At 54.0% G+C, this 22142-nt stretch carries 20 protein-coding genes; 9 read left to right on the top strand and 11 right to left on the bottom strand.

Annotation, left to right across the window (positions count from 1 at the left end; genetic code table 11):
• Positions 1-114 precede the first annotated feature (114 nt).
• Positions 115-1488 carry an alpha-amylase gene (locus tag E3E25_RS08610; RefSeq protein ID WP_167893145.1) on the top strand — a complete coding sequence of 458 codons (1374 nt, stop codon included), beginning with the start codon at positions 115-117 and terminating at the stop codon, positions 1486-1488.
• A 2-nt stretch (positions 1489-1490) separates the two neighbouring features.
• Here the strand turns inward: E3E25_RS08610 and E3E25_RS08605 are convergent, their stop codons facing one another.
• From E3E25_RS08605 to E3E25_RS08585, 5 genes are all read right to left on the bottom strand, one after another.
• Entirely contained in the window at positions 1491-2135 is a 645-nt protein-coding gene (locus E3E25_RS08605; RefSeq protein WP_167892894.1) for a hypothetical protein, read from the bottom strand.
• Between the two features lie 9 nt (positions 2136-2144).
• Positions 2145-3587 carry an NAD(P)H-hydrate dehydratase gene (locus E3E25_RS08600; protein ID WP_167893144.1) on the bottom strand — a complete coding sequence of 481 codons (1443 nt, stop codon included), beginning with the start codon at positions 3585-3587 and terminating at the stop codon, positions 2145-2147.
• Positions 3588-3612: 25 nt separating this feature from the next.
• A complete protein-coding gene (locus tag E3E25_RS08595) occupies positions 3613-3843 on the bottom strand; it encodes a hypothetical protein (protein WP_167892893.1) in 231 nt (76 codons plus the stop codon).
• A 206-nt stretch (positions 3844-4049) separates the two neighbouring features.
• Entirely contained in the window at positions 4050-4316 is a 267-nt protein-coding gene (locus E3E25_RS08590; protein ID WP_167892892.1) for a hypothetical protein, read from the bottom strand.
• Positions 4317-4383: 67 nt separating this feature from the next.
• Positions 4384-4935, bottom strand: coding sequence for a [protein ADP-ribosylglutamate] hydrolase (locus E3E25_RS08585; RefSeq protein WP_167893143.1), 552 nt, complete (start codon positions 4933-4935; stop codon positions 4384-4386).
• A 138-nt stretch (positions 4936-5073) separates the two neighbouring features.
• Here E3E25_RS08585 and E3E25_RS08580 point away from each other — a divergent pair, with 138 nt between their 5' ends.
• Positions 5074-5892: a hypothetical protein gene (locus tag E3E25_RS08580; protein WP_240910801.1), complete on the top strand. Its 819-nt coding sequence runs from the start codon at positions 5074-5076 to the stop codon at positions 5890-5892.
• Positions 5893-5894: 2 nt separating this feature from the next.
• Here the strand turns inward: E3E25_RS08580 and E3E25_RS08575 are convergent, their stop codons facing one another.
• The 3 genes from E3E25_RS08575 to E3E25_RS08565 form a co-directional block, all read right to left on the bottom strand.
• Positions 5895-7169 (bottom strand): amidohydrolase family protein, encoded by a 1275-nt coding sequence (locus E3E25_RS08575; RefSeq protein WP_167892890.1) that lies wholly within the window; start codon positions 7167-7169, stop codon positions 5895-5897.
• Positions 7170-7240: 71 nt separating this feature from the next.
• Positions 7241-7702 (bottom strand): thermonuclease family protein, encoded by a 462-nt coding sequence (locus tag E3E25_RS08570; protein WP_167892889.1) that lies wholly within the window; start codon positions 7700-7702, stop codon positions 7241-7243.
• 126 nt (positions 7703-7828) lie between these two features.
• Positions 7829-8602 (bottom strand): S-methyl-5'-thioadenosine phosphorylase, encoded by a 774-nt coding sequence (locus E3E25_RS08565; RefSeq protein ID WP_167893142.1) that lies wholly within the window; start codon positions 8600-8602, stop codon positions 7829-7831.
• 114 nt (positions 8603-8716) lie between these two features.
• On the opposite strand from E3E25_RS08565, the gene E3E25_RS08560 reads away from it, so the two are divergent.
• The 3 genes from E3E25_RS08560 to E3E25_RS08550 are packed head-to-tail and all read left to right on the top strand — an operon-like array spanning position 8717 to position 10100.
• Positions 8717-8932 carry a hypothetical protein gene (locus E3E25_RS08560; RefSeq protein WP_167892888.1) on the top strand — a complete coding sequence of 72 codons (216 nt, stop codon included), beginning with the start codon at positions 8717-8719 and terminating at the stop codon, positions 8930-8932.
• 49 nt (positions 8933-8981) lie between these two features.
• Entirely contained in the window at positions 8982-9710 is a 729-nt protein-coding gene (locus E3E25_RS08555) for a proteasome assembly chaperone family protein (RefSeq protein ID WP_167892887.1), read from the top strand.
• 9 nt (positions 9711-9719) lie between these two features.
• Positions 9720-10100 carry a DUF473 domain-containing protein gene (locus tag E3E25_RS08550; RefSeq protein ID WP_167892886.1) on the top strand — a complete coding sequence of 127 codons (381 nt, stop codon included), beginning with the start codon at positions 9720-9722 and terminating at the stop codon, positions 10098-10100.
• Here the strand turns inward: E3E25_RS08550 and nucS are convergent.
• The 3 genes from nucS to E3E25_RS08535 form a co-directional block, all read right to left on the bottom strand.
• Positions 10097-10849 carry an endonuclease NucS gene (gene nucS, locus E3E25_RS08545; protein WP_167892885.1) on the bottom strand — a complete coding sequence of 251 codons (753 nt, stop codon included), beginning with the start codon at positions 10847-10849 and terminating at the stop codon, positions 10097-10099. The two genes, E3E25_RS08550 and nucS, sit on opposite strands and share 4 nt — an antisense overlap.
• Positions 10850-10884: 35 nt before the next feature.
• Entirely contained in the window at positions 10885-11949 is a 1065-nt protein-coding gene (radA, locus tag E3E25_RS08540; RefSeq protein ID WP_167892884.1) for a DNA repair and recombination protein RadA, read from the bottom strand.
• 187 nt (positions 11950-12136) lie between these two features.
• Entirely contained in the window at positions 12137-13153 is a 1017-nt protein-coding gene (locus E3E25_RS08535; RefSeq protein WP_167893141.1) for a TrkA family potassium uptake protein, read from the bottom strand.
• 686 nt (positions 13154-13839) lie between these two features.
• Here E3E25_RS08535 and E3E25_RS08530 point away from each other — a divergent pair.
• The 4 genes from E3E25_RS08530 (at position 13840) to E3E25_RS08515 (ending at position 22129) form a co-directional block, all read left to right on the top strand.
• Positions 13840-14463 (top strand): YbjN domain-containing protein, encoded by a 624-nt coding sequence (locus E3E25_RS08530; RefSeq protein WP_167893140.1) that lies wholly within the window; start codon positions 13840-13842, stop codon positions 14461-14463.
• A 436-nt stretch (positions 14464-14899) separates the two neighbouring features.
• Complete coding sequence (locus E3E25_RS08525) at positions 14900-16147, top strand: ORC1-type DNA replication protein (protein WP_167892883.1); 1248 nt, start codon at positions 14900-14902, stop codon at positions 16145-16147.
• Positions 16147-18237: a DNA-directed DNA polymerase II small subunit gene (locus E3E25_RS08520; protein ID WP_167892882.1), complete on the top strand. Its 2091-nt coding sequence runs from the start codon at positions 16147-16149 to the stop codon at positions 18235-18237. Before E3E25_RS08525 ends, E3E25_RS08520 begins: the two co-directional genes overlap by 1 nt.
• Position 18238: 1 nt before the next feature.
• Positions 18239-22129 carry a DNA-directed DNA polymerase II large subunit gene (locus tag E3E25_RS08515; RefSeq protein ID WP_167892881.1) on the top strand — a complete coding sequence of 1297 codons (3891 nt, stop codon included), beginning with the start codon at positions 18239-18241 and terminating at the stop codon, positions 22127-22129.
• Positions 22130-22142 lie beyond the last annotated feature (13 nt).

The following is a 22142-nucleotide window of genomic DNA, read 5'->3' as shown; positions in this document are numbered from 1 at the left end:
CGTCGTTTTTGGCTCCAATTATAATGAACAATTACGCTCCTTAATGTACATCAACGATAAAGCTTAAATATTTCACCACCGGTGATATATTCTGACCATCCGGTGGTGGTTGCCATGGCCAGAAAGGTGTTGGTGGCAATTCTAGTACTTCTGGTCTTTCTCAGCGTCTCGGTGGTTCCGGCGAAGGCGGAAACCCTTGAGAACGGCGGCGTCATAATGCAGGCCTTCTACTGGGACGTCCCCATGGGCGGTATTTGGTGGGACACAATAGCCCAGAAGATACCCGACTGGGCCAGCGCAGGAATTTCAGCAATATGGATTCCGCCAGCGAGCAAGGGCATGAGCGGCGGCTATTCTATGGGCTACGACCCCTACGACTACTTCGACCTCGGCGAGTACTACCAGAAGGGAACAGTGGAAACGAGATTCGGCTCGAAGCAGGAGCTCATAAACATGATAAACACCGCCCACGCCTACGGCATGAAGGTGATAGCGGACATAGTCATAAACCACCGCGCCGGCGGCGACCTAGAGTGGAACCCCTTCGTGAACGACTACACCTGGACAGACTTTTCCAAGGTCGCCTCCGGCAAGTACACCGCCAACTACCTCGACTTCCACCCCAACGAGGTCAAGTGCTGCGACGAAGGGACCTTCGGGAGCTATCCTGACATCGCCCACGAGAAGAGCTGGGATCAGTACTGGCTCTGGGCCAGCCAAGAGAGCTACGCCGCCTATCTCAGGAGCATCGGCATCGACGCCTGGCGCTTCGACTACGTCAAGGGTTATGGAGCGTGGGTCGTCAAGGACTGGCTCAGCTGGTGGGGAGGCTGGGCCGTCGGAGAGTACTGGGACACCAATGTCGATGCACTCCTGAACTGGGCATACAACAGCAACGCCAAGGTCTTCGACTTCCCGCTCTACTACAAGATGGACGAGGCCTTCGATAACAACAACATCCCTGCCCTCGTTGATGCCCTCAGATACGGTCAAACAGTGGTCAGCCGCGACCCGTTCAAGGCTGTGACTTTCGTGGCAAACCACGACACCGACATAATCTGGAACAAGTATCCAGCTTATGCGTTCATCCTCACCTACGAGGGTCAGCCCGTCATATTCTACCGCGACTACGAAGAGTGGCTCAACAAGGACAGGCTCAGGAACCTCATCTGGATACACGACCACCTCGCGGGAGGGAGCACCGACATAGTCTACTACGACAGCGACGAGCTGATCTTCGTGAGAAACGGCTACGGGGACAAGCCGGGACTGATAACCTACATCAACCTCGGCTCAAGCAAGGTCGGAAGGTGGGTCTACGTTCCGAAGTTCGCCGGCTCGTGCATACACGAGTACACCGGCAACCTCGGTGGCTGGGTGGACAAGTACGTCTCCTCCAGCGGCTGGGTCTACCTTGAGGCCCCTGCCCACGACCCGGCCAATGGTCAGTACGGCTACTCCGTCTGGAGCTACTGTGAGGTAGAGTGACATTAATTTTCCACCCTGCACCCCTCTTTATTTATCCTCACAACCTCGTCGGTGAGATACATCCCGTTAATGACCTCCACCTGACAAAGGAGGGTCCCGTTCGTCCCGGTTATCTCCGCGAAAACCCCCCACGTTCTTCCAAGGACTTCAACGCTCTCGTTCACGCAGGTCGTCTCGTTTGAAGCCTGGAAGAGGAAGTAGACGATTGAACCCCGTTCAACTTTATAGCCGAGGTAAGTGCCGTTGATGCAGGAACTCAGGGTTATCCTCCTCTTGAGGGCGTCTTCAAGAGTTGAGGAGCAGTTTTTATCGCGGATCACAAATCGTCCGTCCTCAAAACTCGCCCTGCAGTAAAAGGTGTCACCGTCGCGAATCTCAGCCACCACGTAATCGACGGGAAGGTCAAAGGCCTTCACGAGCCGAAAGTCCCTTCTACTTCCGTCTGAGCGCCTGAACTTGAAGAGCGCCACGTGGGTAACCTCGTTGGGATAGCCTGCCATAAGCTCCGCACCCTCAAACTCAAGGGGAGAGCTGAAGTGGGCCTCGACCTCTATCGGGTACTTCTCCCCTGAAGAGAGAATAAGAAATGAAACCAGAGCCAGGGAGGCAACGACAAGGAAAAGGGAGGCCTTCAGAATACGCCCCATCGTACCACCTCAGAACTCCACGGCCCACTTCACGGCATACGGAACCTTTTTGGCAACCTCCAAAGCAGTGAAGTTCTCGCCAAGCTTTTCCTTTACCATGTCCCCGGCGAGGCCGTTGAGGAAGGCACCAATGGAAGCGGCCCTTAGCGGCTCGTTGCCGAGTGCAAGGAGTGCTCCAACGATTCCGGCTAGAACGTCCCCGGTTCCCCCGGTGGTCATGCCCCTGTTGCCGGTTCTGTTGTACTTCCAGGTTTTTCCGTCGCTGATGATGTCGTAGGGACCTTTGAGAAGGATAACGCCGCCAATTTCCCTTGCCTTCCCCATCACCACCTCAGCCTTCTCCGCGAGTGAACCCTCAGGCTTCACGCCGAAGAGAACCGCAAACTCACCGACGTGGGGAGTTAGAACGAAGGCCTTGCCCTTGAGAACACCCAGGTCCTCGGCCACCGCCTTCAGGGCATCGGCGTCTATGACTAAAGGCTTTTCGCAACGCTTTACAAATTCCCTGACGAACTCCTTCGTTTCCTCGGCGAGACCGATTCCAGGGCCGAGGACGACGGCATCAACCTTTTCAGCTATGCTCAGGAGTTCATCAACGTGCCCCGGCGAGAAGTTTCTTCCCTCGACTGGCCTGAGTATCAGATCGGGGTCGCTTATCCGTTCCGCCGGTTCGGAGGGCATCACTAAGTAAACCAAATCGACGAGGTAGCTCGCCCCCTTGGAAGCAAGGTAAGGAGCGCCGTAATAGCTGGAACTCCCACCGATGATGAGCAGTTTACCGTTCTGCCCCTTGTGCTCGCCCCTCTTCCTTAAAGCGAACTTTGCATCACCGGGGCCGACGAGGTGGTAGAGCTCCTTCGGATAACCTATCTTAACCACAACGCGCTCGAAGCCCTCATACTCCTCCTTGTCCCACTGGAAGGTCACCGCGAAGTCGGCATTGACGCGAACTCCACTTGGATAACCGCTCGGCAGGTCAACGCTGACTATCTTCGCCTTTCCCGCGTATTCGTTAATCTTCTCTATCGCAGAGCGTATCGGCTCGCGCGGCTCGCCCCTCGTGCCGGCCCCAAGGAGGGCGTCGATGATAACGTCAAAGCCAGACAAATCAAGGGCTTTAATGTATGCCGAGTCCTTGAGAACCTTGATTCTCACGAAGTCCAGGCCCTTGAGTGTCTCCCAGTTGTGTCTCGCTTCTTCGCTCCTTATCTTCGCCTCATCTCCGACGAGGAAAAGAGTAACGTCGTTCTCGAAGCTGAGATGCCGGGCGGCAACAAATCCGTCGCCGCCGTTGTTGCCGGTGCCGGAGAAGACCGCCACCCTCAGCCCCTTTCCAAAGCGCTCCTCTATAACTCTGGCAACGCCAGCCCCAGCGTTCTCCATGAGCTGGTAAGGAGTTATGCCGAGCCACTCCGCGTTGATGTCCCAGATGTAAACGTCCTCGATGCGCATGAGCACCACCAGGGGAATTTGGGCATCAGTGGTTAAGGGGTTTTCCCCGCCGGGATGAAATCAAAACGAGAAGCAAACCTGAGGGGGCCGTGATATACCAAGAAAGGGCAAAGAGGAGAAGTCCAACATATCCGCTCTTAACGAGCGCGTAGGGAAACTCAAAAATGATGGCGATGATGAAATAACCCATGAGAAGTTTGAATGGAAACCTTCCCTTTCTGAGGACTATCAGCAGGTGGGCCTCGACGATGCCCATTAAGATAGGATAAGACAGAATTAAAAACCTGGGAAGGTGCAGAAGGAGCGGCGCGTTGTAAAAAAGCACCAGACCGAGAGCCGAATCGAGGAGCGTAACGAAGCGAAAACCGAGCCGGAAGAAGATAAGAACAGGCAGCCAATGAAAAAAGGGAGGATTGTTCCTTCCAGTCATGCTATTCTCACGTCCCATAGACGATGCACCCGTTATTTCCTGTCAGATTTTTCCGTTCCGCTGGACGAGAAATACCAGAGAACGGAAAAGAAAACAACGGAAACGACAAAAACCATGACGAGCATGTCAACGCTGCGTATACCCGGCGACTCAGGCCAATGGGCCGATGAGCACAGCCCCGTTGATGCACATGCCAGCTTCCGGATGGCGTAGTAGATAACCAGAAAGCCCGAGAGGAATAGCACGATAAATCCAAGGGCAAGCTTTCTGATGAGTTCCTCAATCCTCTCGCAAGACATTGCACTCCCAACAAATTTTTTAACTCGAAGAGTTATATACCTTTCTACAGCATAAAGTTTAAAGTGCTCAGCCCAAACCGAGGGTTTCAACCGCAGTTCTGTAATCCCCCTCCGAATACAGCACAAGGTAAACCCTCTCAACGCTCCTTGCTTCCGTCGAGAACCCCTCCACAACCTCCTTGAACGTCCTCACGACCTCCTCCAGCGGACAGCCGTAGATTCCAGCACTTACCGCTGGAAAGGCTATCGTTTTGACGCCCAGTTCATCGGCCATTCTCAGCGCGCCGAGGATGGCTTTTCTGAGCTTCTCTTTCTTGTTGCCGTCCCAGCGACCGCCGCAGTAGGGTCCGACCGTGTGAATGACGTATTTGATCCCAAACTTTTCGAGCCTCATCGCCGGCGTTACAACCACTTCGCCGTGCTCGATGGAGTCCTTTCCGAGCTGTTCCCTCATCGCCTCCTTGCTTATCTCGATGTACTCGCGAGCGTCTCCAGCTGCGGCCTTCGCTATTGCATAGGCGACGCCACCGCCGTGTTCCAGATAGCGGTTGGCCGCGTTCACTATGGCCTCCCCCGGAAAGCGGGTTATGTCCCCACGGACAATCTCAAAGGAGGGCATCGCAATCACCGTTTTACCGATTACTCATGGGTGATTTTAACAGTTGCGAGGGTTGTTACTCAGTATCTCCTTTCATAGCATACAACTTAAAACAGTAAACGTTAAATAGTGTAAAACCCCATGAACAGCGGTGGTGGGATGAGGGCATTTGAAGCAGTGACAGAGGCCATCACATCGATTTCCGAAGACAAAAAGCTGTGGAGGTATCCAGTTGCGGCGTCAGGGATAGCCAGTGCGCTCCTGGCCATCTCCGGGCTCGATTCAAACGTGGAATCGGTGGCGTACACTCCCCGTTTCGGCATTGGCATCGCGATTTTGCTGGCCCTTATGGCCCTGCTGATAAGGCTCACCGTAATCTACTACCCCACCCGGGCATTCTACTATCACAAAAAGGGAATACCCTTCGAGGAATCGGCCCTCATAAGGGAGTCCCTGAGGGGTGGCATACTGGCCCTCCTGGTGGGCATAGTTTATGGAATCGTGATCCTCGTAGTCGGCGGCCTTATGCTCTTCCCGGCAATACTGGCTTATTATGCGCTCCCAGGAACGACAAAATACGTAGTGGCGGGAGTGCTTGGACTGCCCCCCGCGATCTTCCTGATGGGGATAATCACCATGATGATCCCGGCGTACATCTGGAGCCAAGACTTCGGTGAGGGCTTAGGGATCATCGGCACCGCACTGGACAACGCTAAAGAAGTCTTCGTCTTCGGGGCGCTGATGGGAGCGATCATCGTCGGCATCTGGGCCGCAGCTGGGGGGCTTGTTTTCCTGACCTCCCTTGTTGCCAGAGGCTTCATTGGGGCCCTGCTGGCGGGCCTGCTTGATGGCCTCATAACGGGCATCTCAAGCGTGTTCTCAGACGTGGCAGGGGTTGTAATGTACAGAAAGCTCAAAATCTGGGTGGAAAAAGAGAGACCGGTCGAAATAGACCCCGACTGGCTGACGAGCCTCTGAACTCAGGCCAGCTTTTCTATCGTTTTTTCGGCCTCATCAAGGATTTTCTCCTCGTCGAGGGTGAGCACTTCCCTGTCGAGCATGAGGATTTTTCCGTCGACTATCGTAGTCTCAACATCGTTTCCGCTGGCGGAATAGACGAGGTGGCTTATAACGTTGTTAATCGGCCTCAAGTGGGGCTGGTTGAAGTCAATGATTGCTATGTCCGCCAGATAACCGGGTTTTATCACACCCGCGTTGAGGCGCAAAGCTCTGGCCCCGTTGATGGTGGCCATCTTGAAGACGGTCTTAGCGTCCGCCACCGTTGGATCGAGGTTGTGGACCTTGTGGAGCAGAGCCGCTAACTTCATCTCGTCGAGCATGTCGAGGTTGTTGTTGCTTGCGCTTCCATCGGTGCCGAGGCCAACGTTTACACCAGCGTTCAGGAGCCTCTGGAGGGGCATCACACCGCTCGCGAGCTTCATGTTTGAGCCGGGGTTGTGGGCTACCGTAACGCCGTGCCTCGCGAGTATCTGGATGTCCCTGCTGTCGAGCCAGACACCGTGGGCTATGATGACGTCCCTCCCAAAGAAGCCGATTTCATCGAGTAAAACCACGGGACTCTTGCCGTAGCGCTCGGTTATCTGGCCTATCTCGGCCATCGTCTCGCTGACGTGGATGGTGATGAGCTTGCCGTGCTCGTTCGCCAGCTTCCTTACTTCCTTGAGCAGGGCTATAGAGCAGGTGTAGGGCGCGTGGGGTCCGAAGACGAAGTGAACCCTTTCCGAGTTGAGCCTCTCGATGAACTCCATCGTGCGGAGGGCCTCCTTTATCTCCTTCCCCGTCTTCTCGGGGTCGCCGAGGTCTATCATCCCGTAGGAGAGGTAGCCCCTCAGCCCGGAGTCAAGAACGGCCTCCGCAACGGCGTCCATGAAGAAGTACATGTCGAGGAAGGCCGTTGTACCTGTCTTTATCATCTCCAGCGCGCCAAGGTACGCGCCAACCTTGGTGTATTCGCGGGTGAGCTTTGCCTCCCGCGGCCATATGTGGTTCTGGAGCCAGTCCATGAGCGGCAGATCGTCGGCGAGACCGCGGAAGAGTCCCATCGGGGAGTGGGTGTGCAGGTTTACGAAGCCCGGAGAAACGACCATTCCCTTCGCATCGATGACTGTATCGGCCGCCTCGTTTATATCCTTGGCAACCTTGGCAATGCGGTTTCCCTCGATGAGAACGTCGGCCTCGACGACCTCAAAGCTCTCGCCATAAATGACGTGACCGTTCTTGATGAGAATGCTCATAGCCACCACCCCTTTTTAAAGGGTTGTGTTTCCGGTGGAAGTTAAAAAGGTGTCGGAGAAGAGAAAAGCCCTCAAATGGGAACCCAGAGGCTCCAGGAGTAGGGGTTGAACTCGTTGTAGTGGTCCCAGATGCTCGCGTAGCCGCTCTCGACGAGCCACTCATTGACGTTCAGGGCGTAGCCGTAGTACCAGAACGGGAGATAGACAACTGCTACGACCCTGCCGTAGCGGTCGGTTTCGTAGACATCATCGACGTCGAGGTAGACGTAGCGGCCGTAGGTGTCAAAGAGCCACTCCAGGGCGGCCTTCGATTCCTTGCCTTCATCGGTGTATATCTCGGGCGCGTTTATGTCGGCAAAGCGGATCTTGAAGGTTTCTCCAGCCCTGTAGCCGTAGTAGGAGTGGAACCACACGGTGTCGCCATCGACGACCTTTGTGACGTACCCATAGGCCTGGAACTCGTAGGCGCTGGCAAAAGGAATCAGGAGCACTGAAATGAACACCAAGGCAGCAACTAAAGCAACCTTCTTCATTTAAGTTCACCGAAGAACGTTGCAACCAAGATTTATAATCTTTACTTTTTTCTTTTGAAAGCCAACCTTCCAGAGAGAAAAGAGTCAGTCGGTGGTCACCAACACGAGACATGAAATGAAAGAAAATCACACAAACATGCTCTTCAGCACATCGGAACAGCCGCACTTCCTCTCCTCTGGAATCCTCGGGATGGCCTTCCTGAGCAGTTCCTGGACCTTGTAGTTGTTTTCCTTCATCACCTTGAGCACTTCCTGTGCATCGACGGGCTTGTCAGCCCAGACGTCGTAGTCGGTAACGGTCACTATGTTGACGTAGCACATGCCGAGCTCCCTGGCTAGGTTTACCTCAGGAACGAGCGTCATGCCAATGATGTGGGCATACTGCCTGAACATGAAGCTCTCAGCGCGCGTTGAGAACCTCGGCCCCTCGATGCAGACGTAGGTGCCCTTTTCGTGGACCGGAAAGCCGAGCTCCTTCGCCGTCTCGTAGAATATCTTCCTCATCTCCGGGCAGAAGGGGTCGGCCATGGAAACGTGGGCAACGCGCGGTCCGTTGTAGAAGGTGTAGTCCCTCTTTTTGGTGAAGTCGATGAACTGGTCGGTTATGACGATGTCCCCCGGTTTGTACTCCTCCCGGAGCGAGCCCACAGCCGTAACACCGATGACCCTCTCAACGCCGAGCTCTTTGAGCGCCCAGATGTTTGCCCTATAGGGAACCTCATGGGGCGGGAACTCGTGGTGCTTGCCGTGTCTCGGGATAAAAGCGACCTCAACGCCCTCGATTTCGCCTATTTCCACTGGAGCCGAAGGCCTGCCGTAGGGCGTGTGGACCTTCAGGGTTTCTTTCGGCTCGAAGACGCCGTAAACACCGGAACCACCTATAATACCAATCTTCACCATAGACATCACCCTGTAAAAATAACGCCCGAATTATTTAAGGGTTGCTTTTCCAGTGGAAATGGAACTCGGAATAAAGCTTAAGGCAATGAAGATCAAAGGCATGAGGGATTGGAGATGCCGGCCGGTCTCGGCAGATGGCTCATATCCTGGACGTTCGCGGGCATCATTGGCTGGTTCGTGGGCACTTTCCTAATGTTCCATCTTCTGAGTTCGGGGGTTAGACCATCACTCGGCTGGTTTGTGACGTTTATGGGGGGTTGGATAACCGGAGGCTTCATCTGGTATGAGTGGAAGATAAAGGCGGAGCTGAAGGGAAGTACCGGCAGGTAGGGGCAAAATTTAATAACCTTTTGGAATTAAATTTTTAGGGGGTGAGAGCATGGACAACGGGGGGCCTGTGAAGATAGTGCTCCCGGAGATAAGGAATCCTATACTGATAGAGGGCTACCCAGGGATAGGCCTGGTTGGCCACATAGCGGCCAACTTCTTGGCGAAAGAGCTCGGAATGGAGATGATAGGCTACGTGGAAAGTCCGTTCATCCCGCCCATGGCGCTGATCCTCGACGGCAAGCCCAACCCTCCGCTGAGGTTCTACGGCAAGGACAACCTGATACTGGCCATGGCGGACATCTACGTCCCACCCACCCTGGTGAGCGAGATAGCCCGGGAGCTCGTGAGGTATCTCAAGGAGATGGGGGCAAAGAAGGTAGTGTCATTAGGGGGCATCGGGATAGGCTTTTTCAAGGAGAAGATGGACGTGTGGGGTGTTGGAGCAAGGGAAGAGCTGAACAGGGAACTTGAGAACCTGGGGGTGAAAATCCTCCAGTACGGCTCAATAATGGGGATGAGCGGGAAGCTCCTCTGGGAGGCCAGCAAGGAGAAACTCGATGCCTATGTCCTCCTCGGCGAGACCTTCGGGGACAGACCCGACCCGAGGGCCGCTGCGAACGTCATAGAGGTTCTCAAGAAGCTGACGCCAATAGAGGTCTCAACGGAGCCGCTCATCAAGGAGGCGGAGATGATAGAGGCCCAGCTGAGGAAGATGCACGAGCAGATGGAGCAGGCGAGGAGAAAGGCCGAGAAGCAGTACGAGAGCATCTACCTGTGAGGTGGGAGTATGGAGGCGATAACCCTCGCCGGAATTGCGAGACGGGTTCTCGATGAGCTTTTGAGGAGCCCGTACAAGACACTTGAACTAAGGAGCGCGAGGAACGTTATTGCACTTGAAAGAGCTAAAGAGCTTGGAAGGGTCTTCCTCACCTACGAGACTTTCCAAGACGTTACCGTGGGCACGGAGGGGCTCCTCGCGGAGATACTCCGCCTGGAGAGCATGGAGCAGAGGATTCCCTGGGAGGAGAGCGACGAGAGGGAAGTGACCGTGTGCAGGGCACAGGTGAGGCTCCTGGGCCTCGGCAGGATAGTTGAGGTGAGGAAGAGGAACACGGTGCTGGTGGTCAGGGTTCGCGAGATGCTGCCCCAGGAGATGGACATAGGCTAAAACAGGGTTTTCTGCCTGCCCTTTCCGAGCTTTTCCCTCTTCGGAGGCTCGACCTTCCTGAACTCAAGGCCCTCCTTTTCGAGGAGCTTCTTTGCACCAGCGGTAAGGGACGGTGCTACCAGTATCCCCCTCACAGTCCCGTGTTCTTTTTTCAGCGCTTCAACGTATCGCTTGAGCTGGCTTACGGCATGCAAATCAGCTTTCCTGCGCTTCAGCTCAAGGACGACGAGGTTTCCGTTCTTATCGCGCCCTAGGATGTCCACTATGCCGTGGCCGATCTGCTTCTCTCTGAAGAGGGGCTTGAAGCCCGGCTCGATGAGTTCCGGGTTTCGGAATATCATCTCCGCCATCTCTGCCTCGCTGCCCGTTAAAGCGAGCTCCTCGTAGTCCTCAGCCTTGAACAGGGAGATCAGATAGACTTCCTCAAGCTCGACTTCAAGTATCTCCTTCGGCTTTCGCCGGACAGAACGGAGGACTAGAATCCCATCGCGCTCCTCAACCGTTACGAAGCTCCCCGGCGGCTGCCAGTTAACGGGTTCCCTCTTCCTGCTCTGGTGGATGAGAAAAGCGCCGTCCGGCTTGATTATTATCACCCTGTCGCCGGAGCCGAGCTCGCTCTTGGCCCGGCCATCGTAGTGAACTCGACAGCGGGCGAATATCGTCAGCATTGCCTCGGATGACAGGGCGGAATCGACTATCCTCATGAGCTCATCGCGGGAGGGGTTCTGAACGGCCTTAACTTTCGACATGGAACGAGGTAAAGAAGAGGGGTTAAAAAGCTAACTCAGTCCTCGATGCCCTTGTCGGTTATCCTGAAGATCGCCTCACCCTCGGGGAGGTGTGGGCTGTCTATAAGCCTGGCGACGCGCTTGCCGGCCTTGCCCTTCCTCAGGTAAATCCTAAGGGTCGCGCTGTGGGCCAGGATATGGCCGCCGACGGGCCTCGTCGGGTCGCCGAAGAAGGCATCCGGTTTGGCCTGTACCTGGTTGGTGACGAAGACAGCTATGTCGTAGAGGTCAGCAATGCGGTGCAGGTCGGCCAGGTGCTTGGCCAGCTTCTGCTGCCTCTCGGCGAGGGTTCCCCTGCCCACGTACTCGCTCCTGAAGTGGGCCATGAGCGAGTCAACGACGAGCAACTTGACGGGCCTGTCTGTTTCTGCCTTCTCCTTGATTATCTCTTCCGCCTTCTCGATGAGGAGCATCTGGTGGTTGCTGTTGAAGGCCCTGGCCACGTAGATGTTCTTGAGCGTCTCGTCGGGGTCGAGGCCGCGGTTCTCTGCAATCTGCCTTATTCTCTCGGGCCTGAAGGTGTTCTCGGTGTCTATCCAGATGACCGAACCGTGGAGGCCGCCCTCTTCCTCTGGGAGCTGAACCATCACCGCAAGGGTGTGCGCCAGCTGGGTCTTTCCGGAACCAAACTCACCGAAAACCTCGGTTATGGCCTGAGTCTCGACTCCACCACCAACGAGTTTGTCGAGGCTCTTGCTTCCAGTGGAAATCCTGCCTATGGTTCTGCGCTTCTCCATATACTCATCTGCTCTCATGAAGGTTCCGATGTTTGCCGCTTCCCTTGCGGCCTGGATTATCTTGAGCGCTGCACCTTCACTTATTCCCGCGATCTCCTTAAGTTCCATCGGAGAGGCAACGGCTATGGCCTCGATGCTGTCGTAACCAGCCTCGCGGAGCTTTTCAGCAGTGGCAGGACCAACCCCTGGGAGATCCTCAAGGGTCCTTATTTCCTTCTCCTTCTTTTTCTTGGTTGAGCTTGATGGGGACTCCTCAACGACATCGAGCTCCTCAAACTCTTCGAGCTCTTTTATTTCATCCTCAGCCTTCTTCTTCCTTGGCATCTCACTCACCCGCTACGGCTACCTTCCATAGGGGTAAAAAGCCAAAGGGTTATATACTTTTCTTTCCGGTGGAGCGGCAGATGAAACTGCCCGGTGTTGGGTAATATTTCAAATTCATGCCCCTGAGGAACCGTTCTGCGCTTAAATAGGGCATGTGATTGGATATAAAGAGAATAAAGCAACACCATCACCTTTTTCCACTGGAAGAGCCGGGCTTTATGATGATGAGTTTTGACCCTTCGGGAATCTCCTCATTCAGCGCAGGATTGAGAACGGGCTTTTCCTTGTAATAACCGAGAAGGAAGTAGCCTTCACTGTGGAGGCGCTTCATGGCCTCGACGTAGGGGACGCCCCACAGGTCCCCCCGCTCCAGAACGGTGATATCGTAGCCGCCCGAGGCTGTGGTCAGGTCGTCTATGACGTCCACCACCTCCGGCTCGAAAACGGAACTGGCGAGAAGCCTTCCCGCGAGGCTCCTGCTGAGTATCACCCTGTCAGCTCCAGCCCCCTTGAGCAGCTCCAGGCTCTCCCCGCGGAGGGCCTCGACGAATACCTTCGCATTAGACATGCGCTTCACCAGGAGGGTAGTGAAGACGGACTTCGAGTCGTCCTCGAGGGCAAGGATGACGTAGGAAGCCTCCTTCACGTGGGCGCGTTCCAGCGTTTCCGGATTCGTTGGGTCGCCGATGAGAACCTCCACTTCCTCTGGAAGCTCGACCTTCTTCCGCTCGCCCTCGTCGGGGAAGACCACCACTATAGGTTTCATCTCCACCTCTCCACTGGAAATCGCGGAGGTGAGTTCGCTCACGCAGCTTGGTATGCTGCTCCCGCGGCCGATTATCACGTAGTGTCCGGAATATCTAACGCTGTGCATTCCCATCATCCTCCTCAGAGACGATGAAATGAAGTATTCGGCTAGAATGGAAACGAGGGCGGTAAAAGTCGAGATTCCAGCAACGGCGGCGACCATAGCCACCGCGCGGCCGGCTTCGGTTTGGGGAGTTATATCACCGTATCCAATTGTGGCCATCGTTATGACTGCCCAGTAAAAGGCAGTGTAGAAGCCCACGTTCTCGAAATACATGAAAAGTAACGCGAAGATAGCCGCCAGTATAAACACAAGTGCCGCTATTTGAAGGAGCCGGTTCCTGCTGACCTTGGCCTTCATTTGGAGAAGTCGTCTGACCACCAGTACTGGGATCATGGTGTACACTATGTCACCTGCTTTAAAAAATTATCACCTATGTCCCAGTACATCCACGGATGGACTCATTTTTCCAGTGGAAACAGAGGTCTTTTTCGATGCTCATCTAAACGACCCCCCAGAGTTTCATTTCCACTGGAACCCGGTTTTGATTATGGATGGATTTGAGGCCAATGAGTATGAAAAGGAGGATTTATAAGACAGATTACAAAGAGCAAATCCATAATTTTTAAGGAGTGTTTGTGATTTGCTGAACTATCTTTCATCACTACTTAGAATTGCGTTCTTTTTATGAACATTGTTCATGAAAATATATAAATATCAGAAGTTGTATAAAAAACGGGGGAGTTTCACCAGAAACATGGTCAGTATTAGGGAGTAGCAACAACTCCAGTTCCACAGGAAATGAAACTCTCTGGGGGTTAATTTTGTTAACTTTTATCCTTCGATGTTAACACTAATGTTTTCCCTAAATGCTCTTTTATGGACTCTAGTGTATGTTTTTTGATGTTCATTCATGTTCATTCTTCTTTCAGTGGAAGTGAACGAATGAGTTCATCTGTTCATTTACAATTGGAAACTTTCTGTGTACAGAAGTGTGCTGAAAACTCCTTCGCTTCCGGTGGAAGCCTGTTTCGAGTGTAACGTTATTAACCCCTTTGTCCAAATTTCTACTGGTGGTTCACATGGGTGATATTGAAACCCAGGTTCTTGAGTGGCTCAAGGCAGGCAGCGATACGGCCGAGGACATAGTTGACCTTCCGTGGTCCATCCGAAGGGTGGGGTCCGGCATGTACGTGGCCGAGCATCCGAGGATGCCGTTCTCACTGCTGGTGACGTTTTCAGAGGATTTCATCCATTTGCTGGCCCCCCTGGGCCTTGAAACGTTCCCCATGACGAAGGATGAGAAGCTCAGGGTGTACCACACCCTCCTTCGTCTCAATGACCAGGTGAACCTCATGAAGTTCACGCTCTCGGGAATGGACGATGACGTTTACCTCCGCGTTGATCTGGACAAGAAGACTCTCGGCAAGGACGAGTTCAACGACGCTCTGACGGCGTTGCTCATAGGCTTGATGTCCGCGGTTTCAGCCCTGGGTCTGGAAGAGGCCTTTGCGAAGGAACTCTTTGACCGCATCGTGGGGATGGTCTTGGAGAGGGTTGAACGCGGCGCCAGCAGGGATGAGCTCATGAGGTTTCTCACGGTTAAGGTCGGCATGAGCGTTGAGGATGCCAAAAATCTTCTCGACGAAGTGTTCGCGGCTAAGAAAGAAATGGAAGAGCAGGGAAAGGACGTTGGGTACTTCTGAGTTTTCCTTTTAACTTTCTAAGGTTCCAATGATGGTAGCTTTCTGGGCTCGAAGAGTAGTGGTTGCAGCACTGGTATGACTAAAGGAAGGGCTCGAGGAGGCTTCTCGACGCCGTTCTTGAAGCCATATAATGGGAGTCTGGGGGCGAAGAGTAGTGATTCTGCCTTCTTTTCTTTGGTTATCTCTTCTATTATCTCCTCCGCTTTTTACATTCTCCTGTTCAACAAGGCATATAAACCCCTTAGCTCGATTATCTATGCTTTCCTCTGCATCCGGTGCTTCCTCTGGAGCACATGTTTGACATTCAAGATCTCTTCGATCAAATTGGCTGGTTGACAACTGTAAACCTTAAAATTATCACATGTTCAATAAATTGTCGATTCCCTGAATAAAAATCAGCGATGGGGCTGGGTTTCCAGTGGAGTGGGTGGTTCCTATGGACGACAATTACCTGGATTCAATCTTTGAGAAGTACCTTCACGCCAAGAAGATCTTTAAGAATAAAGAGGTTCTCAGACACAGTTACACGCCTAAGGAGCTTCCCCACAGGCGTGAGCAGATTGAGAACCTTGCCCATATCCTTGTTCCCGTTCTCCGCGGTGAGACTCCCTCCAACGTTTTCGTTTACGGAAAAACTGGAACCGGTAAGACCGTAACCATTAAGTTCGTGACTGAGGAGCTTAAGAAGATATCCCAGAAGTACAACGTCCCCGTGGATGTCATATACGTCAACTGCGAGATAGTCGATACACAGTACCGCGTCCTGGCCAACATCGTGAACTACTTCAAGTTGGAGAGTGGGGTTGAGGTTCCCCTCGTCGGCTGGCCCACTGATGAAGTCTACGCTAAGCTCAAGGAGGTTATAGACGCCAAGGAGCGCTTTGTCATAATAGTCTTAGATGAGATAGACAAGCTCATCAAGAAGAGTGGCGACGATATACTGTATTCCCTTACGAGGATAAACACGGAGCTTCACCTTGCCAAGGTGAGCATAATAGGCATATCCAACGACCTCAAGTTTAAGGAGTACCTCGATGCACGCGTTCTCTCGAGCCTTAGCGAGGAGGAGGTTGTCTTTCCGCCATACGACGCCAATCAGCTGAGGGACATACTCATGCAGCGTGCAAAGGACGCCTTCAATGAAGGGGTTCTGGACGACGGCGTTGTTCCCCTATGTGCGGCTTTGGCGGCTAGAGAACACGGCGATGCTCGGCGCGCCCTTGACCTTCTCCGTGTCGCTGGAGAGATAGCCGAGCGTGAGGGGGCCAGCAAGGTCACTGAGAGGCACGTCTGGAAGGCCCAGGAGAAGATCGAGCAGGACACGATGGAGGAGGTTATAAAGACCCTTCCGCTCCATTCGAAGGTCCTCCTCTACGCCATAGTTCTCCTCGACGAGAACGGCGAGCTTCCGGCAAACACCGGTGACGTTTACTCCGTTTACAAGTCCCTCTGCGACCACATCGACCTCGAACCGCTCACACAGAGGCGCGTGAGCGACCTGATAAACGAGCTCGACATGCTCGGCATCATCAACGCCAAAGTCGTCAGCAAGGGCCGCTATGGGAGGACCAAGGAGATCCGCTTGAACGTAACCCCTTATAAGGTTAAGAACATATACCGTCATGACCACCAACTCCAGACCGTGCTGACAATCAGCATGTCCCGCCAGAGGAGGCTGCTCTGATGGGTCTGATCGAGGATTTAATGACCAACAACTATCTAATCACGCCCTCGGCTTACTATCTTCTCGTTGATGCCTATAAGAGAGACTTCACGCTCGCGGAGCTCATAAAGTTTGCAAAGGCAAAGGGAACCTTTGTGATAGACTCTGCACTGGCAAAGGAGTTTCTGTCTCAGAAGGGTGCTCCTCCAATGGAAAGCCCCGCAGAGTTTTCGGTCGTGGAGTCGCCCACTGTTGAAGAACACATCTCCACGGAAACTTCTCCTTCTGGCGAAACTCGTGTGGGAATTCCTATTACCAGTGAATCTGGGGTTTTAACTGCCCCAACAACCCAAACGGCGGAATTTATCCCTTCTTCGGGTGATGCTTCTCAGACGTTCATTTCCACTGGAACTTCCTCTGAAAGCGGCGAGGAGACGTCTGAAATTTCGCAGTCTGGGGAAGAAGAGGGCAGCTTTTCGGAGGGAGAGAGTTTTATTTCCACTGGAGATATGGAAGTTGCAGAGGTTGGAGGGGACTTTGAATCTGAAACCGGGGTCGAGGGGGTCGTTTCTTCCGAGGCTCCTGAGGAAGTCCTTCCCGTGGAGGAAGTTCCGGCCGAGAACGGCAACGGCTACGATAACGGCTACGTGAATGGGGAAGAGAACGGGAACGGCGTCAAGCCAAAGGTCGTGTATGGTGATTATGGGATACCCATCGCGTACGTAGGCGAAGAGGTCCCTGAGGAGGAGAAGAGCTACTCCGTTTACGCAGATTTTAAGATTTCTCCGAGGGAAGGCTTCCACTATCGGGCAAGGGAGATACCGGACGATTATGAGATAGCCTTCGATGTGAAGAACGTTAAGTTCACCCTCCCCAAGGCGAAAAACGCCGCCGGTAAGGAGGGAGACGTCATAATCAAGGTCTACTCCGACTACTTCAGGAGCAGGCTCAAAAAGATGCGCAGAATCCTCCGCGAGAACCCCGAGATTGGCGGGGTGATAGACATAGCCAAGCTGGGCTACGTTAGGGGCGAGGACGAAGTGACCATCATTGGCCTCGTTAACAGCAAACGTGAAACCGCTAAGGGCTTCATGTTCGAGGTGGAGGACAACACGGGCGTCATCAAGGTCTTTATAAACCGCAACAACGAGGAGAGCAGGAAGTTCTTCCAGATAATGCCCGACGCTGTTATAGCCTTCCGCGGACGCTACTCTGGCAGGGGCATATTCTTCGCTAACAGGATATTTCTTCCTGACGTTCCCAAGTTCAAACGCGAGAAGCCGCCCCTTGAGGAGAAAGTGTACGCGGTTCTTATCAGCGACATTCACGTTGGAAGCAACAAGTTCTGCGAGAGGGCCTTCATGCGCTTCTTGGAGTGGCTGAACGGTGAAGTGAACAATAAAAAAGAGGAAGAGTTCGTCAGCAGGATTAAGTATATGATACTTGCGGGGGATGTTGTGGATGGCATCGGCATCTATCCCGGCCAGTATAACGAGCTGGCCATTCCGGATATCTTTGATCAGTATGAGGCGCTGGCGAACCTTCTGAGCAATGTTCCGGATCACATAACGATGTTCATCGGTCCGGGCAACCACGATGCGGCGAGGACTGCCCTGCCACAGCCAGGATTTTACGAAGAGTACGCGAAGCCGCTCTTCAAGCTCAAGAATGCAATTGTAATAAGCAACCCTGCTGTGATACGGCTCCACGGTAGGGATTTCCTCATAGCTCACGGGAGGGGTATCGAGGACGTCGTCAACTTCATCCCGAACAGGAGTCACCACAGGCCTGCAGAGGCGATGCTTGACCTGCTGAAGCTGAGGCACCTCGCACCGACCTTTGGGGAAAAGGTTCCAATCGCTCCGGACTCCGAGGATACCCTCGTCATAGAGTCCGTTCCTGACCTCTTCCAGGCTGGTCACGTCCACGTTATGCAGTACAAGATGTACAACGGCGTTTTTCTGATAAACACCGGCACCTGGCAGGCTCAGACGGAGTTCCAGAAGATGGTGAACATCGTTCCAACACCGGCAAAGGTTCCGATAATCGACATCGAGACCGCCCGGCTGAGGGCAGTGATAGACTTTGAAAGGTACTGTGAGGGTGTCTGAAATGGCTGAGATTTACTCTTCCGAAATGAGGGCCTACTTTGAATCACTCCAGCGCGAGATAGACCGGGCTTACGAGGTGGCGAGAAAGGCCCGCGCTCAGGGCAAGGATCCGAGCCTCGACGTTGAGGTTCCTCAAGCCACTGACATGGCAGGCCGTGTTGAGAGCCTCGTCGGGCCTAAGGGCGTTGCCGAGAGAATACGGGAGCTCGTCAAAGAGTACGGGAAGGAGCTTGCGGCGCTGAAGGTGGTAGATGAAATCATCGAGGGCAAGTTCGGTGATCTGGGGAGCAAGGAGCGCTACGCTGAACAGGCCGTCAGAACGGCTTTAGCAATCTTGACCGAGGGTATAGTTTCCGCCCCCCTTGAGGGTATTGCTGACGTTAAAATCAAGCGCAACACATGGGATGACAATTCGGAATACCTGGCCCTCTACTATGCCGGGCCGATAAGGAGCTCCGGCGGAACGGCTCAAGCTTTGAGCGTCCTCGTCGGCGACTACGTGCGGAAGAAGCTCGGCCTTGACCGATTCAAGCCCAGCGAGAAGCACATAGAGAGAATGGTGGAGGAGATAGACCTCTACCACAGGGCAGTTACAAGGCTGCAGTACCACCCGGAGGCAGACGAGGTAAGACTCGCCATGAAGAACATCCCCATCGAGATAACCGGTGAAGAGACCGACAAGGTCGAAGTCAGCCACCGTGACGTTCCCGGCGTTGAGACCAACCATCTCCGCGGCGGTGCCATACTCGTCCTCGCTGAGGGTGTCCTCCAGAAGGCCAAGAAGCTCGTCAAGTACATAGACAAGATGGGCGTTGAGGGCTGGGACTGGATAAAGGAGTTCGTAGATGCCAAGGAGAAGGGCAAGAAGGCAGAAGAGCCCAAGCCTGCCGAGTCTAAAGCTGAGGATTCCGGTGCAAGGGAGGGTATTGAGGAGAAGGTTGAGAAGGGCTTCTACTACGAGCTCTACGAGCGCTTTAAGGCCAACATTGCCCCCAACAAGAAGTACACGAAGGAGATAATCGGTGGAAGGCCGCTCTTCGCCGAGCCCTCCGAGAACGGCGGCTTCCGTCTGCGCTACGGCCGTTCCCGCGTCAGCGGCTTCGCCACTTGGAGCGTGAACCCCGCCACCATGCTGATCCTCGACGAGTTCATAGCGATTGGAACCCAGATGAAGACGGAAAGGCCCGGCAAGGGCTGTATAGTTACCCCCGCAACCACCGTCGAAGGCCCGATAGTCAAGCTCAAGAACGGGAGCGTTATACGGGTTGATGACTACGAGACCGCTTTGAGGGTGAGAAACGAAATAGAGGAGATACTCTACGTCGGCGACGCTTTAGTAAACTTCGGCGACTTCGTTGAGAACAACCAGACGCTTTTACCTGCCAACTACGCCGAGGAATGGTGGGTTCAGGATTTCGTCAAAGCTATAGCCGAGACCTACGAGGTTGAGCTTAAGCCATTCTCCGACAACCCACGCGAAGCCATAGAGGAGGCGGCGGAATACCTTGAGGTCGACGCAGACTTCCTTGAAAACCTGCTGAAGGATCCGCTCCGCGTTAGGCCCAGTGTTGAGCTGGCGATACACCTATCGAAGGTCCTCGATGTTCCGTTTCATCCCCACTACACCCTCTACTGGAACACGCTCAGGCCAGAAGAAGTTGAGGAGCTCCAGCGGGTTCTGGTTGGCGCTCAGATAGAGTGGGACGAGCACATGAAGAATAAGTTCGCGAGGAAGGTAGTTCTCGACAACGACCCCAAGATAAAGCGCTACCTTGAACTCCTTGGATTGCCACACAGGCTTGAGAGAACTGAAGACAGGAAGAAGGTTATAGTGGTCGATTACCCGTGGAGTGCAGCTCTGCTAACACCCCTGGGCAACCTCGAATGGGAGTTCAGGGCGAAGCCCTTCTTCACCGTCATAGACATTATCAACGAGAACAACAGGATAAAGCTCCGCGATAGGGGCATAAGCTGGATTGGGGCCAGGATGGGCAGGCCCGAGAAGGCCAAGGAGAGGAAGATGAAACCGCCGGTTCAGGTTCTCTTCCCGATAGGCCTCGCCGGTGGCTCCAGCAGGGACATTAAGAAAGCCGCCGAGGAAGGCAAGGTAACGAGCGTGGAGATAGCCTTCTTCAAGTGCCCCAAATGCGGTCACACCGGGCCAGAGCACATCTGCCCTCGCTGCGGAACGAGAAAGGAGCTCCTCTGGCACTGCGCCAAGTGCAACGTTGATTATTCCGAGGACGAGGCCGAGAACTTTGACTTCCACTGCCCCAAGTGCGGCACCGAGCTGAAGCCCTATGCGAGGAGGACGATAAAGCCATCGGAGCTTCTCCGCGCGGCGATGGAGAACGTCAAGGTCTACGGCATCGACAAGCTCAAGGGCGTCCAGGGTATGACCTCGGGCTACAAGATGGCCGAGCCGCTTGAGAAGGGCCTGCTGAGGGCTAAAAATGACGTCTACGTCTTTAAGGATGGTACGATCCGTTTCGACGCCACCGACGCCCCGATAACCCACTTCAAGCCGAAGGAGATTGGGACGAGCGTTGAGAAGCTCCGCGAGCTCGGATACACCCACGACTTCGAGGGTAAGCCGCTCGAAAGGGACGACCAGATACTTGAGCTGAAGGTTCAGGACGTCATACTGCCCTACGAGGCCGGAAGGTACCTCCTCAAGGTGGCCCGCTTCATCGACGACCTCCTTGAGAAGTTCTATGGCCTGCCAAGGTTTTACAACGCCGAGAAGATGGAAGACCTCGTTGGACATCTCGTGATAGGACTTGCTCCCCACACCTCGGCTGGAATCATAGGCCGGATAATAGGCTTCTCCGACGTTCTGGTGGGATATGCTCACCCGTATTACCATGCCGCCAAAAGACGCAACTGCGACGGGGATGAGGATAGTGTGATGTTACTTATGGACGCATTATTGAACTTTTCTCGTTACTATCTGCCCGAGAAGCGCGGCGGCAAGATGGACGCGCCTTTAGTCGTTACCACGCGCCTCGATCCAAGAGAGGTTGACAGCGAGGTTCACAACATGGACGTCGTCAGATACTATCCCTTGGAGTTCTACGACGCCACCTACGAGATGAAGTCGCCCAAGGAGATTAAGTTCATCGAGCGCGTTGAGGACAGGCTTGGCAAACCGGAGATGTACGAGGGACTGAAGTTCACCCACGATACGGACGACATCGGCCTCGGCCCGAAGATGAGCCTGTACAAACAGCTCGGCGACATGGTTGAGAAGGTCGAGCGCCAGCTGGCTTTAGCAGAGCGCATCCGCGCGGTGGACGAACACCACGTGGCCGAGACGATAATCAACTCCCACCTTGTCCCCGACCTGAGGGGCAACCTTAGGAGCTTCACGAGGCAGGAGTTCCGGTGTGTGAAGTGTAACACCAAATACAGAAGGCCGCCGCTGACCGGCAAGTGCCCCAAGTGCGGCGGCAAGATAGTCCTGACAGTCAGCAAAGGTGCCATTGAGAAGTATCTGCCAACTGCCAAAATGCTCGTTACAAAGTACAGCGTCCTGGATTACACGAGGCAGAGGATATGTCTGACCGAGAAGGACATCAAGAGCCTTTTCGAGAACGTCTTTCCGGAGAGGCAGAGAACGCTGATGGGCTTTTCCGCTGATGTCTGTGAGAAGATGATAAAGGAAAGGACTGGCAAGTCCAACGGGCGGAACGGCTACCTCGATGAGCTGAAGGCGAACGGAAAGCTCAAGCAGAAGTCAAAAGTGGGGAAAAAGAAGGAATCCGGGGCTTCCAAGCGCTCTGAGAAGAAGGTAAAGCCATCGCAGGGGCTGGAGAAGGCGGTCAAGAAGGAAAGGGCTGCCATGAAGAAGAAAAAGAAGGGCATAAGCCTCGACGAGTTCTTCGGCTCTTAGCCTTTCCGTTAAT

It is taken from the genome of Thermococcus sp. MAR1 (assembly GCF_012027305.1).
GTDB lineage: Archaea > Methanobacteriota_B > Thermococci > Thermococcales > Thermococcaceae > Thermococcus.
The sequence above is the reverse complement of the archived record's forward strand: the minus strand, read 5'-3'. Positions and strand labels throughout refer to the sequence as shown.

Bases quoted from the DNA above. Each gene is read 5' to 3' on its own strand.
- E3E25_RS08610 (WP_167893145.1), top strand. From the start codon at position 115: ATGGCCAGAAAGGTGTTGGTGGCAATTCTAGTACTTCTGGTCTTTCTC.
- E3E25_RS08605 (WP_167892894.1), bottom strand. From the start codon at position 2,135: ATGGGGCGTATTCTGAAGGCCTCCCTTTTCCTTGTCGTTGCCTCCCTG.
- E3E25_RS08600 (WP_167893144.1), bottom strand. From the start codon at position 3,587: ATGCGCATCGAGGACGTTTACATCTGGGACATCAACGCGGAGTGGCTC.
- E3E25_RS08595 (WP_167892893.1), bottom strand. From the start codon at position 3,843: ATGGGCATCGTCGAGGCCCACCTGCTGATAGTCCTCAGAAAGGGAAGG.
- E3E25_RS08590 (WP_167892892.1), bottom strand. From the start codon at position 4,316: ATGTCTTGCGAGAGGATTGAGGAACTCATCAGAAAGCTTGCCCTTGGA.
- E3E25_RS08585 (WP_167893143.1), bottom strand. From the start codon at position 4,935: ATGCCCTCCTTTGAGATTGTCCGTGGGGACATAACCCGCTTTCCGGGG.
- E3E25_RS08580 (WP_240910801.1), top strand. From the start codon at position 5,074: ATGAGGGCATTTGAAGCAGTGACAGAGGCCATCACATCGATTTCCGAA.
- E3E25_RS08575 (WP_167892890.1), bottom strand. From the start codon at position 7,169: ATGAGCATTCTCATCAAGAACGGTCACGTCATTTATGGCGAGAGCTTT.
- E3E25_RS08570 (WP_167892889.1), bottom strand. From the start codon at position 7,702: ATGAAGAAGGTTGCTTTAGTTGCTGCCTTGGTGTTCATTTCAGTGCTC.
- E3E25_RS08565 (WP_167893142.1), bottom strand. From the start codon at position 8,602: ATGGTGAAGATTGGTATTATAGGTGGTTCCGGTGTTTACGGCGTCTTC.
- E3E25_RS08560 (WP_167892888.1), top strand. From the start codon at position 8,717: ATGCCGGCCGGTCTCGGCAGATGGCTCATATCCTGGACGTTCGCGGGC.
- E3E25_RS08555 (WP_167892887.1), top strand. From the start codon at position 8,982: ATGGACAACGGGGGGCCTGTGAAGATAGTGCTCCCGGAGATAAGGAAT.
- E3E25_RS08550 (WP_167892886.1), top strand. From the start codon at position 9,720: ATGGAGGCGATAACCCTCGCCGGAATTGCGAGACGGGTTCTCGATGAG.
- nucS (WP_167892885.1), bottom strand. From the start codon at position 10,849: ATGTCGAAAGTTAAGGCCGTTCAGAACCCCTCCCGCGATGAGCTCATG.
- radA (WP_167892884.1), bottom strand. From the start codon at position 11,949: ATGCCAAGGAAGAAGAAGGCTGAGGATGAAATAAAAGAGCTCGAAGAG.
- E3E25_RS08535 (WP_167893141.1), bottom strand. From the start codon at position 13,153: ATGATCCCAGTACTGGTGGTCAGACGACTTCTCCAAATGAAGGCCAAG.
- E3E25_RS08530 (WP_167893140.1), top strand. From the start codon at position 13,840: ATGGGTGATATTGAAACCCAGGTTCTTGAGTGGCTCAAGGCAGGCAGC.
- E3E25_RS08525 (WP_167892883.1), top strand. From the start codon at position 14,900: ATGGACGACAATTACCTGGATTCAATCTTTGAGAAGTACCTTCACGCC.
- E3E25_RS08520 (WP_167892882.1), top strand. From the start codon at position 16,147: ATGGGTCTGATCGAGGATTTAATGACCAACAACTATCTAATCACGCCC.
- E3E25_RS08515 (WP_167892881.1), top strand. From the start codon at position 18,239: ATGGCTGAGATTTACTCTTCCGAAATGAGGGCCTACTTTGAATCACTC.